We start from the raw sequence: 12,363 nt of genomic DNA on the forward strand, positions 1-12,363 counted from the left end.
TGTTTACTCGTCACCCATCTTGAGCGCAGCGATGAACGCTTCCTGCGGGATTTCCACCTTCCCGAACTGGCGCATGCGCTTCTTGCCTTCCTTCTGCTTTTCCAGAAGTTTGCGCTTGCGGGTGGCGTCGCCGCCGTAGCATTTGGCCGTCACGTCCTTGCGCAGCGCCGAGATGGTTTCGCGGGCAATGACGTTGCTGCCGATCGCCGCCTGGATCGGGATCTTGAACATGTGCTTCGGGATCAGCTCCTTCAGCCGCTCGCACATGTCGCGACCGCGCTTTTCGGCGGCTGCGCGATGTACTAGCATCGAGAGCGCGTCGACCGGCTCGCCGTTGACGAGGATCGACATCTTCACGAGATTGCCTTCGCGGTAGCCTTCGAGGTGATAGTCAAAGGACGCATAGCCCTTCGAGATCGACTTGAGGCGATCGTAGAAGTCGAAGACGACTTCGTTGAGCGGCAGATCATAGGTCACCATCGCGCGCGTGCCGACATAGGTCAGCTCGGTCTGGATGCCACGACGATCCTGGCAAAGCTTCAGGATCCCGCCGAGATAATCGTCCGGTGTCATAATCGTTGCCTTGATCCACGGCTCGCGGATCTCGGCGATCTTGACGACATCGGGCATGTCGGCTGGATTGTGCAGTTCACGCTCGCTGCCGTCGGTCATCGTCAGCTGATAGACAACTGATGGTGCGGTCGCGATCAGGTCGAGATCGAACTCGCGTTCGAGACGTTCCTGGATGATTTCGAGATGCAGCAGGCCGAGGAAGCCGCAGCGGAAGCCGAAGCCGAGAGCGGCCGAGCTTTCCATTTCGAAGGAGAAGGACGCGTCGTTGAGGCGAAGTTTGCCCATCGCGGCGCGCAGATCTTCGAAATCGGCGGCATCGACCGGAAACAGGCCGCAGAAGACGACCGGCTGTGCCGGCTTGAAGCCGGGCAGGGCCTCGGCGGTCGGACGCTTGTCTTCGGTGATCGTATCGCCGACGCGGGTATCGGCCACTTCCTTGATCGAGGCGGTGATGAAGCCGATCTCGCCGGGGCCGAGGCTGTCCACATTGACCATCTTCGGCGTCAGCACGCCGACGCGTTCCACCTGATACTTGGCATCCGTGCCCATCATGCGGACAGTCTGGCCCTTGGAGAGCACGCCATCGATAACGCGGACCAGAACCATGACGCCGAGATAGGTGTCGTACCAGCTATCGACGAGCAGCGCCTTCAGCGGCGCCTTTTCGCCGCCCGGGCTCTTCGGCGCCGGCAGCTTGTGGACGATCGCTTCCAGTACGTCGGGGATGCCGAGACCGGTCTTGGCCGAAATCAGCACGGCCTCGGACGCATCGATGCCGATCACTTCCTCGATCTGCTCCTTGATGCGGTCGGGTTCGGCCGCCGGCAGGTCGATCTTGTTGAGAACGGTGACGATCTCGTGATTGTTGTCGATCGCCTGATAGACGTTGGCGAGCGTCTGGGCTTCCACGCCCTGCGACGCGTCAACGACGAGCAGCGAACCTTCGCAGGCCGACAGCGACCGCGAGACTTCGTAGGCGAAGTCCACGTGGCCGGGCGTGTCGATGAGGTTCAGCACATAGGTTTCGCCGTTATTCGCTTTGTAGTGCAGGCGCACGGTCTGGGCCTTGATGGTGATGCCGCGCTCGCGCTCGATATCCATATTGTCGAGCACCTGCTCGGACATTTCGCGCTCGGCAAGGCCGCCGGTCGTCTGGATCAGGCGGTCAGCAAGCGTCGATTTGCCGTGGTCGATATGGGCCACGATCGAAAAGTTGCGGATATGGGATAGCGGAGTCGTCGAATTGGTGCTCATGCGCGCCATATAGCAGCGCGCAGATCGCCCGCAAAGCGGTAATTATACCGGGGTTTACCCTATTTTGCAGACTGTGACGTGCGGCTCAGACCGGCCAGGTCTCCAGCCGCCAGGCCGAATCCCAGAACATCCATTCATATTGGGAGGCGCGCACGAAGGCGTCCATCATCTGCTGGCGCTCTGTCGGCGAAGCAGCCCGCGCGGCGATATCCGTCAAGGCAATCACTTCACGCGCACCGGCTGCAAATTGCGGATCGCCATAGGTGTTGATCCAGGCCTGGAAGACATTGCCCTCGATCGCCGGCCGGCTCTTGATGCCTTCGCCGACATGCCAGTAGATCCAGAAGCAGGGCAGGATGGCCGAAAGCGCCACCGCGTAGGAGCTGTGATAGGCCGTCGCCAGCAGGAAATTCGTATAGGCAAAGCACGAGGGCGAGGGCTCGGCCGCCGTCACATCGGCGCTGGAAATGCCGAACTGCGTCAGGAAACCGGCATGCAGGCCCTGCTCCACGGTGATCGCCTTCTGCGCCGACCCAAGAAAGCGCAGCACCTGCGCATTATCGGGCGCTTTGGCGGCGACGATCGCAAGGCAGCGGGCATAATGCTTCAGGTAGATCGCGTCCTGCAGGATGTAATGGCGGAAAACCTCCGGCGGCAGCGTGCCATCCGAAAGCCGCTCCAGCAGCGGCAATCGCTCGATCTCGGCCATGATCGGCTTGATCCGGTCCCAGGCGGCCGTCGTGAAGCTTTCCGCCGTCTCAGTGCCTTGCGCAATACCGTCCATCTTGCTCTCCGCTCTTGAATGCCGCTGCCATATATCGACGCCGCCGTGGTGAAAGCAAGGCTGCTTGCGAGGACTTGATTCCATTATTGGATCCTGTATTTCTCTTATAGTAGAATCATGGATTGAAAAATGGAACAGGAACTCGAGCAGGCAATCGGCCTTCGCATTCGCACGCTGCGGACGGAAAAAGGGCTGACACTGGATGATCTCGCTACTGCTTCCGGCGTGAGCCGCGCGATGATCTCCCGCATCGAGCGTGCGGAAGCGAGCCCCACGGCTTCGCTGTTGGCGAGGGTCTGTGCCGCGCTTGGCCTGTCGCTTTCAGAGTTCTTTGCCGATGAAGGGCAGGAAGCGTCGCCGCTATCGCGTCGTCAGGACCAACAGGTCTGGCGCGATCCCGAAACCGGCTATATGCGCCGCGCCGTCTCGCCGCCGGGTACATCCTCGGATGTCGATATCGTTGATGTCGAATTTCCGGCCGGTGCGCGCGTCAGCTTCCCGCCGCATGCCGCCAGCCGCGGCATGACCCAGCATGTCTGGCTCTTCGATGGCGAGCTGGAAATGACCGTCGGCGAGATCGTTCATCGTCTCAAGCCCGGCGACTGTCTCTTCATGCCGGTCGGTGACGGCCATGTCTTTCACAATCCGGGTCATGCGCCGGCACGCTACTGCGTCGTGCTGGCCCGCGACGATCACTAAATCACGCGCTCACTTATCAGGGGACCATCATGCCGACTATCCGTCTTCTCTCTGCCGCCGAGGCACACGCGGCGATTCCCGACCTCTGCGAGGTGCTTGCCGATTGCGTCAATGGCGGCGCCTCGGTCGGCTTCATGCAGCCCTATACACCTGGGGATGCCGAACCCTACTGGCGTAGTGTCGCCGAAGCCGTGGCCGATGGCGCCACCCTGCTCTTCGGCGCTGAAGTTGATGGCAAAATCGTCGGCACGGTGCAGGTCGGCGCTGCCCAGATGCCGAACCAGCCGCATCGCGGCGATCTGAAAAAGCTGCTTGTTCACCGCTCCGCTCGCGGCCATGGCCTGGCGCGTCTGCTGATGGACATGGCCGAACGCGAAGCGGCCCGTCGCGGCAAGACGATTCTCGTCCTCGACACGGCAACCGGCAGCGATGCTGAAGCGATCTACCCACGTCTAGGCTGGGAGCGTGTCGGCGTCATTCCCGATTATGCGCTCTGGCCTGAAGGTGGTCTGTGCGCCACAACCTTCTTTTACAAGCGCGTGGCCTGATGGCCGTGCGTAAAGGCGTCTATTGCGTCAGCCAGTCTTGAGGCCGGCGTCCAATGCAGGGCCTTCCAGCCAAACTCTTTGGCGGCCGCAATATTCTCCTCGACATCGTCAATGAAGCCGATGTCGTCAGGGGCGGCGCCGACTTCCTGCGTCGCAAGCCGGAAGAAATCGCTGAAAGGCTTTCGCGCGCCGAGTGCGGCCGAGTAGAACATGCCGTCGAAAAGCGCGCCGAGTCCCAGCACGTCGCGCAGGTAAGCGGCGCGCTGATGCTCCTGGTTGGTGGCAAGATAAAGAAGCGTGCCTTTGTCCTTCAGGCGGGCGAGATCGTCGAGCAATTGCCGGTCGAGGCGGGAGTCGTTTTCGAACCAATAGTCGAGCAGGGTCTGGGCGTTAAGATGCGGTGCAATCCGGCCAAGTACTTCCGTCAGACGGGGTTCGATCGGCTCCTGGCCTGTGACGATTCCGGCCCAGTAAGGCTTGAAGAATTCCTGTTGAAGCAACGGCGCAGGCAGGCCGAGGTCGCGCTCGAGATAGGTAAAGAGCGGCAGGCCGTCTGTCGGCCGTCCGTGAACCAGCACGCCATCGACATCGACCATCAGGATTTTCATGGGCTTAAACTCTTGAGGAAAAGGAAGGTGTTCTGAAATCGGCTTGAACGTGGCGTCGCCTGTTGCGGTGATCAAGCCGTGTTCGGTGCTTTTTTCTTTGGACGGGCCTGTGTAAGGCTTGATTCTGACAAGCTGATTTGCGGAGGACACTCGTGCGCGTCATCTATTCCGAAGACCACAAGCTGCGTGATGCGAAGACGGAGCTGCATGATGGCCAGCTTGTAACGCCCTTCGAGGCGCCGTTCCGGGCGGAATGGATCCTTGCCGCGGTGAAGGATGCAGGTTTTGCAGATGTTGTTGCGCCTCAGGCGCATGGCCTGGAAACTGCGCGCAAGGTGCACGATCCCGCCTATCTGGAGTTCCTGGCGACGGTGTGGGATCGCTGGGTGGCGGCTGGATATAAGGGCGAGGCGATCGCCAATTCCTTCCCAATCCGCCGCAGCAGCCAGCGCATACCGGAAAACATCGTCGGCGCGATCGGCCATTATGCCAATGCTGCCGATACGTCCATCACCAAAGGATCCTACGAGGCAGCCGTTGCCTCGATGCGCTGTGCGATGACGGGCGCGGATTGGCTGAACGCCGGCAACCGCTTCGCCTTCGCGCTCTGCCGCCCGCCCGGCCACCATGCCGGCATGGATCTCTTCGGTGGCTATTGTTTCATCAACAATTCCGGTGTGGCGGCCCAGCGGCTGCTCGATCACGGCGCGAAGAGGGTCGCCGTGCTCGACGTCGATTTCCATCATGGCAACGGCACGCAGGATCTCTTCTATCGCCGCGGCGATGTCTTCACCGCCTCGCTGCACGGCGATCCAATCCACGCCTTTCCCTATTTTCTTGGCCATGCCGACGAGGACGGCGAAGGGCAGGGCGAAGGCGCCAATCGCAACTACCCGCTGGCTTATGGCACCACATTCGATGTCTGGTCATCAGCTCTTGCCGATGCGCTCTCCCGCATCAAGGCTTTCGGTGCCGAAGCCGTCGTTGTCGCTCTTGGCGTCGATACGTTCGAGCGCGATCCGATCTCCTTCTTCAAGCTGAAGTCGGAGGACTTCATTCGCATGGGCGAGTTGATCTCCGCCGCCGGCTTGCCGGTCGTCGCCTGCATGGAGGGCGGCTACGGTGTGCCGGAGATCGGCCTCAATGTCGCCAATGTGCTCAAGGGTCTGGAAGCCTGATCTGCTGCCGATGACTGACGAAAGCACTCCATCCGATATTCCGACGCCCCGCATGCTGAGCTGGGCGCGCAACTCGACCATCTATCGCCTCGAGCGGCGCATGATGACCGAAAAGCAGCTCTTTGACGCCATCACCCGCAAGGCGAAAGAAAAGTTCGAGGACATCAGCGCAGCCCAACTCAAGGCCGTTGCTGATTTTGCCGTCAAATTCGCCTATGACAACAAGGCGATCGACGATGGCGCCTATGCCGAGATTGCCACGCGATCGGCCGTGCGCAGCGGCAAGTCGAAGCGAGCGATCGCTCAGAAGCTTGCGGTCAAAGGCGTCTCAGCCGATAAGGTGGAGGTAGCGCTTGAGGAAACCGACGATCTCTACGCCGCAGCGATATTCGCCCGCAAACGCGCCTTTGGCCCCTTTCGCCGTGTCGAGCTGGATGAGAAACGCAAGGCGAAGGAGCTTTCCGCCTTCGCCCGCAACGGTTTCGACTTCGAAATCGGCAGAAAGGTCTTCGAGATGACCTTCGAAGATGCTGAGGAGATCATCTTCGCTGGCCGCCTCTGATGCCATCAAGGCTTTTGCTGGCACGATCAGAAGTTTGAATTTGTCGCCTGCGGATCGGCTTCGTATGAAGAGCGCACAATCGGAGGCATCTATGAAAGACAGAACGAATGCAGGAGCGAATGCGCTGACTGCTGAAGCATCGACTGCATTCGGCGGCGTGGCTGCCGGCGGGCTGATGTGCCTCATGTCCATGTCTTCTATCCAGTTCGGTGCGGCATTGTCCTCCTCCGCCATCGCCACCTATGGGCCAGTCGGCGCCACATGGTTGCGCCTGGCGTTTGCCGCCATCATCCTGGCAATCGCCGTGCGCCCGCGCATTTTCAGCTACAGCCGCGCGCAATGGACAAATGCCCTGGTTCTCGGCACGACGACGGCGCTGATGACGATGAGTTTTTTCTCGTCGATCGAGCGCATTCCGCTCGGCCTCGCCGTCGCGATCGATTTTCTCGGACCGCTTTCCGTTGCGACCATCGGCTACGGATTGAGCCGGCGCCTCATCTGGCCGCTCATTGCCGCTTTCGGCGTTCTGGCCCTCGCCCATGACGGAGAAGGCTGGGTCGGAGATCCCCTCGGTGTTCTCTTTGCATTTGGCGCGGGAACGGGCTGGGCGATCTATATCGTGCTCACGAAGAAGATCGGTGCAAGCTTCAAAGGTCTTGAAGGACTTTCCATGTCGCTCATGGTTGCCGCCGTGGTCGCAACGCCCTTCGGCTTTGCCGGCGGCGCCGCGCCGAAGCTTGATGCCTACGGCTTGATTGAAATGGCGGGCCTCGCCATTCTGGTGCCGTTGCTGCCCTACACGCTGGAACTGATTGCGCTGCGCCGGATGCCGACGGCTTCCTTCGGTATTCTCATGAGCCTGGAGCCCGCCATTGCAGCATTCGCCGGTTTTGTCATTCTAGCGCAGCCCATGACCTTTCTGCAGATGGCGGGAACGGCCCTGGTCGTCGCCGCAAGCGCCGGCGCCACCTTTTCGGCGAGGCAGTGAGACGTCAGACCGTCTTCTTCGTGGGATCGTCGAGTGCCGGATTGTAGAAGAGAGACAGCGTCAGGCTCTTTGCGATCCGTTCAGCTGTGGCCATGAACCAGACCTTGGCTTCCGGCGTGGGCGCCACATCGTCAAGCGTTTGCGAAAACAGAGAAAGCCATTTCGGGAAGAGCTCCGGCGTCATGTTCGCGACGCCGAGATGCGCTTGAACCGGCTTGCCGCCATAGGCGCCGCTGCGGAAGGCGACGGAAGACCAGAAGCTTTTCATTTTGGCCATATGTTCCGGCCAGCGGCCGGAAAGCCGGGCGTCGAAGACCGGGCCGAGCTCGGCATGCTGCAGCACTCGCCCATAGAAGGTTTCCACAAGCCTCGAAATGAAGGCTTCATCGATGCCGATCGCCGCCATTTCGGCCTCGGCCTTTTCGCGGATCGCGGCAATATGCGCAGCCCGCCCTTGTATCTCGTTATCCATCTCAAGCCCCGGCGCTACTTCCAGCTGGCAGCTCTCATATAGGTTCGCGCGCGTTCTCGCAAAACGGCGGTGAGGGGACCGTGGCAATCTGTCAATCTGGCGGGGTTTCGATCTTGACCCACGCCACACGCCTCTTTAAATTTAGAATAATTCTAAAATATTGGAGAATACACATGCTGGCGCGATTTTTCAGATCACCAAAACGTTCCTTCCGATCCCTTTCCGAGCAGGAAATTCTGGCGCTTGCTATCGCCTCGGAAGAAGATGATGCGCGGATCTATCTCGCCTATGCTGAGCACCTGCGAAAGGAATTTCCGGCATCCGCCAAGGTGTTCGAGGATATGGCCGAGGTCGAGGACACGCATCGCCGGTCCCTGATCGAAATGCACCGCCAGCGCTTTGGCGAGCGTATTCCCCTCATCCGCCGCGAGCATGTCGAAGGCTTCTACGAGCGCAAGCCCGACTGGCTGCGCGCCAATCTTTCCCTCGATGCGATCAGGCAGGAAGCCGAAGCGATGGAGGAGCAGGCCTATCGCTTCTACGTCGAGGCGATCAAGCAGACCTCTGACGCCTCCACTCGCCAACTTCTCGGTGATCTCGCACTTGCCGAGCAAGGCCACGAGGATATTGCCCGCATGCTTGGCGACAAGCACACGCCCGAGGATGTGAAGAAGGAAGAGGACGAGACGGCACGCCGACAGTTCGTACTGACCTATGTGCAGCCGGGCCTCGCCGGTCTGATGGACGGCTCGGTTTCCACGCTGGCGCCGATCTTCGCCGCCGCTTTTGCCACGCAGGATACCTGGCAGACCTTCCTCGTCGGTCTCTCGGCCTCGGTCGGCGCCGGCATTTCGATGGGCTTCACGGAGGCTGCTCACGACGACGGCAAGATCTCCGGCCGCGGCTCGCCGCTCAAGCGTGGCCTTGCCTGCGGCATCATGACGGCGCTTGGCGGCCTCGGCCATGCGCTGCCCTATCTTATCCCGCAATTCTGGACCGCGACGATCACCGCCGCCGTCATCGTCTTCTTCGAGCTCTGGGCGATTGCCTTCATCCAGAACAAATACATGGAGACGCCGTTCCTGCGCGCGGCCTTCCAGGTCGTCGTCGGCGGCAGCCTCGTCCTCGCAGCCGGTATTCTGATTGGGAATGGGTGAGGAGCGGTCGGCGCAGCCGAGCAATCGATCCAGTGAATCGATTGCAGCGACGAACGCCCTGAGCCAAAACGAAGGGCCGGGCACGGGCGGCCTAACACTCGACATGAAAAAATCGGTCGGGCAAAGCCCGAGCAACCGGCGCAATGAATCGATTGCGGCACCGTCGCCTCAACCCGAAGCGAAAGTCCCGGTCGTCGCTGCTACAAATTCCAAGCACCGAAAATGAAAAAGCCGGCTGTCGCCGGCTTTTTCACAGTCCCCCCACGAAACCTTTTACTTGAGAGCGCCGACCAGAACGTCGCGGCCATTCTCGATGGTAACCCAGCGGCCGGCGTTGAAGCTCGACTGGCGCTTGATGAAGCTATAGGGCGTCGCAAACCAGGGCTTGACGTCGGAAGCCAGGTTGTCGAGCACGAAATCGCCTTCGGCAGTGCGCAGCGTCAGCACGGCGTGGCCTTCGCCATCAGGCTTGCGAACGACGGTCATCAGCAGGTCCGCGGGCGAGAAGCCGCGCTGGATGAGGATACGACGCTTCAGAAGCGCGAAATCCTCGCAGTCGCCAGCCGTGGTCGGATAGGCCCAAACCTCGTCCTTGCCGTAGATTTCCTTGTCGGTCATCGGCGTGATCGTGCGGTTGACGGTCGCGTTGACCGAACGGACCGTGGCCCACTTGGCGCCGGTCATGGCAACCGGACCGCTATTGCGGTTGGCACCGCATTCGCTGCGGTGCGTCTGACAGAAATCGTAATGACCAACCGGCTGCGATGTCGCATTGCCGGTCACCATCGAGGCATTTTTGCTCGGAGCCGGAATAGCGGCCGGCGCCATTGCAAACACGGCCATCATGGCCACGAGGAAACCCTTGATCCGCACGCCCTACTTCCCTGCATCGCCCTTCATTTATTAACAAACAGTTAACGGAGAGGGCCGAAAGGAGTCAATCGTTACTTCTTGGGAGGGCGTTGCAACTCGTAGACATGGTTAAAATGCGACATAACCTTAGGGATAGTCGGGCGTGAGTTACTCAACCAAGGCCCTCTATTGGGGTGGTTGCATATTCTTTGGCGAACAACTGGTCTCAGTCTATCGGATGAGGCCTTTGACTGCGCCGCGCAGCCGCTCGATATCCTGTGGGCGCGACAGCCGATGGTCGCCATCGCGAATGAAGGTCAGTACCACGTCGTCGGCAGGAAGATGTTCCACGAGCTTCATCGCATGCAGATAGGGCACGTCGGCATCTTTCATGCCCTGCAGGATATGGATCGGGCAGCCCGTTTCGATAATACCGGTCAGCACCCGGTTCTGGCGGCCATCTTCGATCAGCGCGCGGGTATAGATGTTGGGCTCGGGGCTATATTGCGAGCGTTCCTCGAAATAGCCGCGCTCTTCCAGCGAGACGCGCTCCTTCTTCTTGAGGTTTGGTTCGATGAGATCGGAGGTGAAGTCCGGTGCTGGCGCAATCAGCGCCATGCCTTCAAGCTTGGGTCCACCAGCCTTTGCAAGCTCCTGCGCCACCCTGAGCGCGATCCAGCCGCCCATCGAAGAACCGATGAGGATCATCCGTTTGGGGGCGGCGTCGCGGATCACCGCGAGCGCCTCCTCCAGCCAGCGCGAAATCGTGCCGTCGGTGAAGGCGCCGCTGGAAAGTCCGTGGCCGGAATAGTCGAGACGGATGCAGGCGGTCCCCAGTTCTTCCGCCAGCCTGTCGATTTCGACGGCCTTGCTGCCGCTCATGTCAGATCGGTAGCCGGATAGCCAAACGAGAGCTGGAAGATCGCGGTCCGCTCGTGCCGGTCGCACCAGCATGGCGATCTGCCGCGCGGCCTCGCCTGCGCCGACGGTGAGGAACTGAGGCTGAAGAACGGACATCGGGCGGAACTCCTGTTGTTTCGGTCTATAAAACAGATTCTTGACAGGCTGACAGCAGGTGATTTTTCCGCTATAGGGTGTTATTGAATCCGTTGCAGTGATGGCGTGACCCGTTTGTGCCCCCTTTTCGAACTGGGACACGAAGCTGCAACGTTCCGAACAACGCGAGGAGAATACGACCATTCGCAGACCCTTTAAAACCGACGCGCCCGTAAAGGATGGACCGCGCTCGAACCGGGAGATCCGCATTCCGAAAGTTCAGCTGATTGCTGCTGACGGACAGAATATGGGCATCGTGCCCACAGACCAGGCCTTGAAAATGGCGGAAGAAGCCGGCCTCGACCTCGTCGAAATTTCCCCCAATGCTGAACCGCCTGTGTGCAAGATCCTCGATCTGGGCAAGCTGAAATATGCCAACCAGAAGAAGGCCGCCGAGGCGCGCAAGAAGCAGAAGATTGTCGAAGTCAAAGAAATCAAGATGCGTCCGAACATCGACACCCATGATTATGAGGTGAAGATGAAGGCAATGGGTCGCTTCTTCGACGAAGGCGACAAGGTAAAGGTGACGCTGAAGTTCCGTGGCCGTGAAATGGCCCACCAGGAACTCGGCATGAAGCTTCTTCAACAGGTCAAGGCCGACACGCTCGAGATTGCCAAGGTTGAAGCCGAGCCTAAGCTCGAAGGCCGCCAGATGATGATGGTGCTGGCGCCGAAGTGACGGTGCCGCACTCTTTCGCTCAAAGCCGTCCGACAGGGCGGCTTTTGTGTTTTCCGGGGGCGGAAGATTCGTCATCCGCCCCGTTGCACTTTCATGACGCTGCGGTTATAAGCGCGCGTCCGAACTGACCGGCAGGGCATGCCGTGGCAGTTTCGAATGCTTGCGGGCAGGTTTCGTCACTGGACCCGCAGATCAACAACAAACGCTCCCGCGCCTTTGGCGAAGACCGGAAAACCGGGCTTTCGCAGAAGGGCTTCTTTAACGAAGCGGGTGAGGAGCTCTCAGAACGGAGTAGCAAAATGCCCAAGATGAAGACGAAGTCCTCTGCCAAGAAGCGGTTCAAGATCACCGCTACCGGCAAGGTCAAGGCGGCTGCCGCTGGCAAGCGCCATGGCATGATCAAGCGCACGAATAAGTTCATTCGCGATGCACGTGGCACGATGGTTCTGGCAGAACCCGATGGCCGCAAGGTCGTGAAGAACTATCTGCCGAACGGTCTCTGAGACTATTCCGGTAACGCGTTAGATTTAAGGAGATCATGAAATGGCACGTGTAAAAAGAGGCGTCACCGCCCACGCCAAGCACAAGAAGGTTCTGAAGCAGGCCAAGGGTTTCTACGGCCGCCGCAAGAACACCATCCGTACCGCCAAGGCTGCCGTTGACCGCGCCAAGCAGTACGCATACCGCGACCGCAAGGTTAACAAGCGCAACTTCCGCGCTCTCTGGATCCAGCGTATCAACGCTGCCGTCCGCGAATTCGGCCTGACCTATGGCCGCTTCATCGACGGCCTGAACAAGGCTGGCATCGAAGTTGACCGCAAGGTTCTCTCCGACATGGCAATTCACGAGCCGGAAGCATTCGGCGCCCTGGTTGCTGCCGCCAAGAAGGCCCTTGAGTATCTCAAGGACACCGGCACGGCTAACGAGTTTGAAGGCGCGGTTCGTTAACCAGC

The 12,363-nt window shown here is 60.0% G+C and carries 15 protein-coding genes; 9 read left to right on the forward strand and 6 right to left on the reverse strand.

What is annotated here, in order from left to right; all coding sequences use genetic code 11:
* Nucleotides 1-3: 3 nt before the first annotated feature.
* Together lepA and tenA are read right to left on the reverse strand one after the other, a co-directional pair.
* On the reverse strand, nucleotides 4-1,836 hold the full coding sequence (gene lepA / locus AC1DF8_RS05270) for a translation elongation factor 4 (protein WP_112541940.1): 1,833 nt from the start codon (nucleotides 1,834-1,836) through the stop codon (nucleotides 4-6).
* 76 nt (nucleotides 1,837-1,912) lie between these two features.
* Entirely contained in the window at nucleotides 1,913-2,611 is a 699-nt protein-coding gene (gene tenA / locus AC1DF8_RS05275; protein WP_112541939.1) for a thiaminase II, read from the reverse strand.
* A gap of 129 nt (nucleotides 2,612-2,740) precedes the next feature.
* On the opposite strand from tenA, the gene AC1DF8_RS05280 reads away from it, so the two are divergent.
* Together AC1DF8_RS05280 and AC1DF8_RS05285 are read left to right on the forward strand one after the other, a co-directional pair.
* Complete coding sequence (locus tag AC1DF8_RS05280; protein ID WP_477995173.1) at nucleotides 2,741-3,310, forward strand: helix-turn-helix domain-containing protein; 570 nt, start codon at nucleotides 2,741-2,743, stop codon at nucleotides 3,308-3,310.
* Between the two features lie 29 nt (nucleotides 3,311-3,339).
* On the forward strand, nucleotides 3,340-3,858 hold the full coding sequence (locus tag AC1DF8_RS05285; protein WP_183886996.1) for a GNAT family N-acetyltransferase: 519 nt from the start codon (nucleotides 3,340-3,342) through the stop codon (nucleotides 3,856-3,858).
* Here the strand turns inward: AC1DF8_RS05285 and AC1DF8_RS05290 are convergent.
* Nucleotides 3,840-4,466: an HAD-IA family hydrolase gene (locus tag AC1DF8_RS05290; RefSeq protein WP_477995174.1), complete on the reverse strand. Its 627-nt coding sequence runs from the start codon at nucleotides 4,464-4,466 to the stop codon at nucleotides 3,840-3,842. The two genes, AC1DF8_RS05285 and AC1DF8_RS05290, sit on opposite strands and share 19 nt — an antisense overlap.
* Nucleotides 4,467-4,618: 152 nt before the next feature.
* On the opposite strand from AC1DF8_RS05290, the gene AC1DF8_RS05295 reads away from it, so the two are divergent.
* From AC1DF8_RS05295 to AC1DF8_RS05305, 3 genes are all read left to right on the forward strand, one after another.
* Nucleotides 4,619-5,644: a histone deacetylase family protein gene (locus tag AC1DF8_RS05295; RefSeq protein ID WP_477995175.1), complete on the forward strand. Its 1,026-nt coding sequence runs from the start codon at nucleotides 4,619-4,621 to the stop codon at nucleotides 5,642-5,644.
* A 10-nt stretch (nucleotides 5,645-5,654) separates the two neighbouring features.
* On the forward strand, nucleotides 5,655-6,206 hold the full coding sequence (recX, locus tag AC1DF8_RS05300) for a recombination regulator RecX (RefSeq protein WP_477995176.1): 552 nt from the start codon (nucleotides 5,655-5,657) through the stop codon (nucleotides 6,204-6,206).
* Nucleotides 6,207-6,297: 91 nt separating this feature from the next.
* Nucleotides 6,298-7,194 (forward strand): EamA family transporter, encoded by an 897-nt coding sequence (locus AC1DF8_RS05305; protein ID WP_477995177.1) that lies wholly within the window; start codon nucleotides 6,298-6,300, stop codon nucleotides 7,192-7,194.
* A gap of 4 nt (nucleotides 7,195-7,198) precedes the next feature.
* On the opposite strand, the gene AC1DF8_RS05310 is transcribed toward AC1DF8_RS05305, so the two are convergent.
* Nucleotides 7,199-7,666 carry a group III truncated hemoglobin gene (locus AC1DF8_RS05310; RefSeq protein ID WP_477995178.1) on the reverse strand — a complete coding sequence of 156 codons (468 nt, stop codon included), beginning with the start codon at nucleotides 7,664-7,666 and terminating at the stop codon, nucleotides 7,199-7,201.
* Between the two features lie 173 nt (nucleotides 7,667-7,839).
* Here AC1DF8_RS05310 and mbfA point away from each other — a divergent pair, with 173 nt between their 5' ends.
* Nucleotides 7,840-8,823, forward strand: a complete 984-nt coding sequence (gene mbfA / locus AC1DF8_RS05315) for an iron exporter MbfA (protein WP_477995179.1) — start codon at nucleotides 7,840-7,842, stop codon at nucleotides 8,821-8,823.
* Nucleotides 8,824-9,096: 273 nt separating this feature from the next.
* Here mbfA and AC1DF8_RS05320 read toward each other — a convergent pair whose 3' ends face one another.
* Entirely contained in the window at nucleotides 9,097-9,696 is a 600-nt protein-coding gene (locus AC1DF8_RS05320) for a transglutaminase-like cysteine peptidase (RefSeq protein WP_112541932.1), read from the reverse strand.
* A 210-nt stretch (nucleotides 9,697-9,906) separates the two neighbouring features.
* The gene (locus AC1DF8_RS05325; RefSeq protein ID WP_113013170.1) at nucleotides 9,907-10,692 is read right to left on the reverse strand and encodes an alpha/beta hydrolase; all 786 of its coding nucleotides are present in this window, start codon (nucleotides 10,690-10,692) and stop codon (nucleotides 9,907-9,909) included.
* 181 nt (nucleotides 10,693-10,873) lie between these two features.
* On the opposite strand from AC1DF8_RS05325, the gene infC reads away from it, so the two are divergent.
* The 3 genes from infC (at nucleotide 10,874) to rplT (ending at nucleotide 12,358) form a co-directional block, all read left to right on the forward strand.
* The gene (gene infC / locus AC1DF8_RS05330; RefSeq protein ID WP_112541930.1) at nucleotides 10,874-11,410 is read left to right on the forward strand and encodes a translation initiation factor IF-3; all 537 of its coding nucleotides are present in this window, start codon (nucleotides 10,874-10,876) and stop codon (nucleotides 11,408-11,410) included.
* 299 nt (nucleotides 11,411-11,709) lie between these two features.
* Entirely contained in the window at nucleotides 11,710-11,913 is a 204-nt protein-coding gene (rpmI, locus tag AC1DF8_RS05335) for a 50S ribosomal protein L35 (protein ID WP_004108077.1), read from the forward strand.
* Between the two features lie 40 nt (nucleotides 11,914-11,953).
* Nucleotides 11,954-12,358, forward strand: coding sequence for a 50S ribosomal protein L20 (gene rplT / locus AC1DF8_RS05340; RefSeq protein WP_112541929.1), 405 nt, complete (start codon nucleotides 11,954-11,956; stop codon nucleotides 12,356-12,358).
* Nucleotides 12,359-12,363 lie beyond the last annotated feature (5 nt).

It is taken from the genome of Rhizobium sp. 05N49 (assembly GCF_056396805.1).

What these genes read in the sequence shown, in the direction of transcription:
- rpmI (WP_004108077.1), top strand. Translation starts at nt 11,710, where the DNA reads ATGCCCAAGATGAAGACGAAGTCCTCTGCCAAGAAGCGGTTCAAGATC.
- recX (WP_477995176.1), top strand. Translation starts at nt 5,655, where the DNA reads ATGACTGACGAAAGCACTCCATCCGATATTCCGACGCCCCGCATGCTG.
- tenA (WP_112541939.1), bottom strand. Translation starts at nt 2,611, where the DNA reads ATGGACGGTATTGCGCAAGGCACTGAGACGGCGGAAAGCTTCACGACG.
- AC1DF8_RS05290 (WP_477995174.1), bottom strand. Translation starts at nt 4,466, where the DNA reads ATGAAAATCCTGATGGTCGATGTCGATGGCGTGCTGGTTCACGGACGG.
- AC1DF8_RS05310 (WP_477995178.1), bottom strand. Translation starts at nt 7,666, where the DNA reads ATGGATAACGAGATACAAGGGCGGGCTGCGCATATTGCCGCGATCCGC.
- AC1DF8_RS05285 (WP_183886996.1), top strand. Translation starts at nt 3,340, where the DNA reads ATGCCGACTATCCGTCTTCTCTCTGCCGCCGAGGCACACGCGGCGATT.
- mbfA (WP_477995179.1), top strand. Translation starts at nt 7,840, where the DNA reads ATGCTGGCGCGATTTTTCAGATCACCAAAACGTTCCTTCCGATCCCTT.
- AC1DF8_RS05325 (WP_113013170.1), bottom strand. Translation starts at nt 10,692, where the DNA reads ATGTCCGTTCTTCAGCCTCAGTTCCTCACCGTCGGCGCAGGCGAGGCC.
- AC1DF8_RS05305 (WP_477995177.1), top strand. Translation starts at nt 6,298, where the DNA reads ATGAAAGACAGAACGAATGCAGGAGCGAATGCGCTGACTGCTGAAGCA.
- lepA (WP_112541940.1), bottom strand. Translation starts at nt 1,836, where the DNA reads ATGGCGCGCATGAGCACCAATTCGACGACTCCGCTATCCCATATCCGC.
- rplT (WP_112541929.1), top strand. Translation starts at nt 11,954, where the DNA reads ATGGCACGTGTAAAAAGAGGCGTCACCGCCCACGCCAAGCACAAGAAG.
- AC1DF8_RS05280 (WP_477995173.1), top strand. Translation starts at nt 2,741, where the DNA reads ATGGAACAGGAACTCGAGCAGGCAATCGGCCTTCGCATTCGCACGCTG.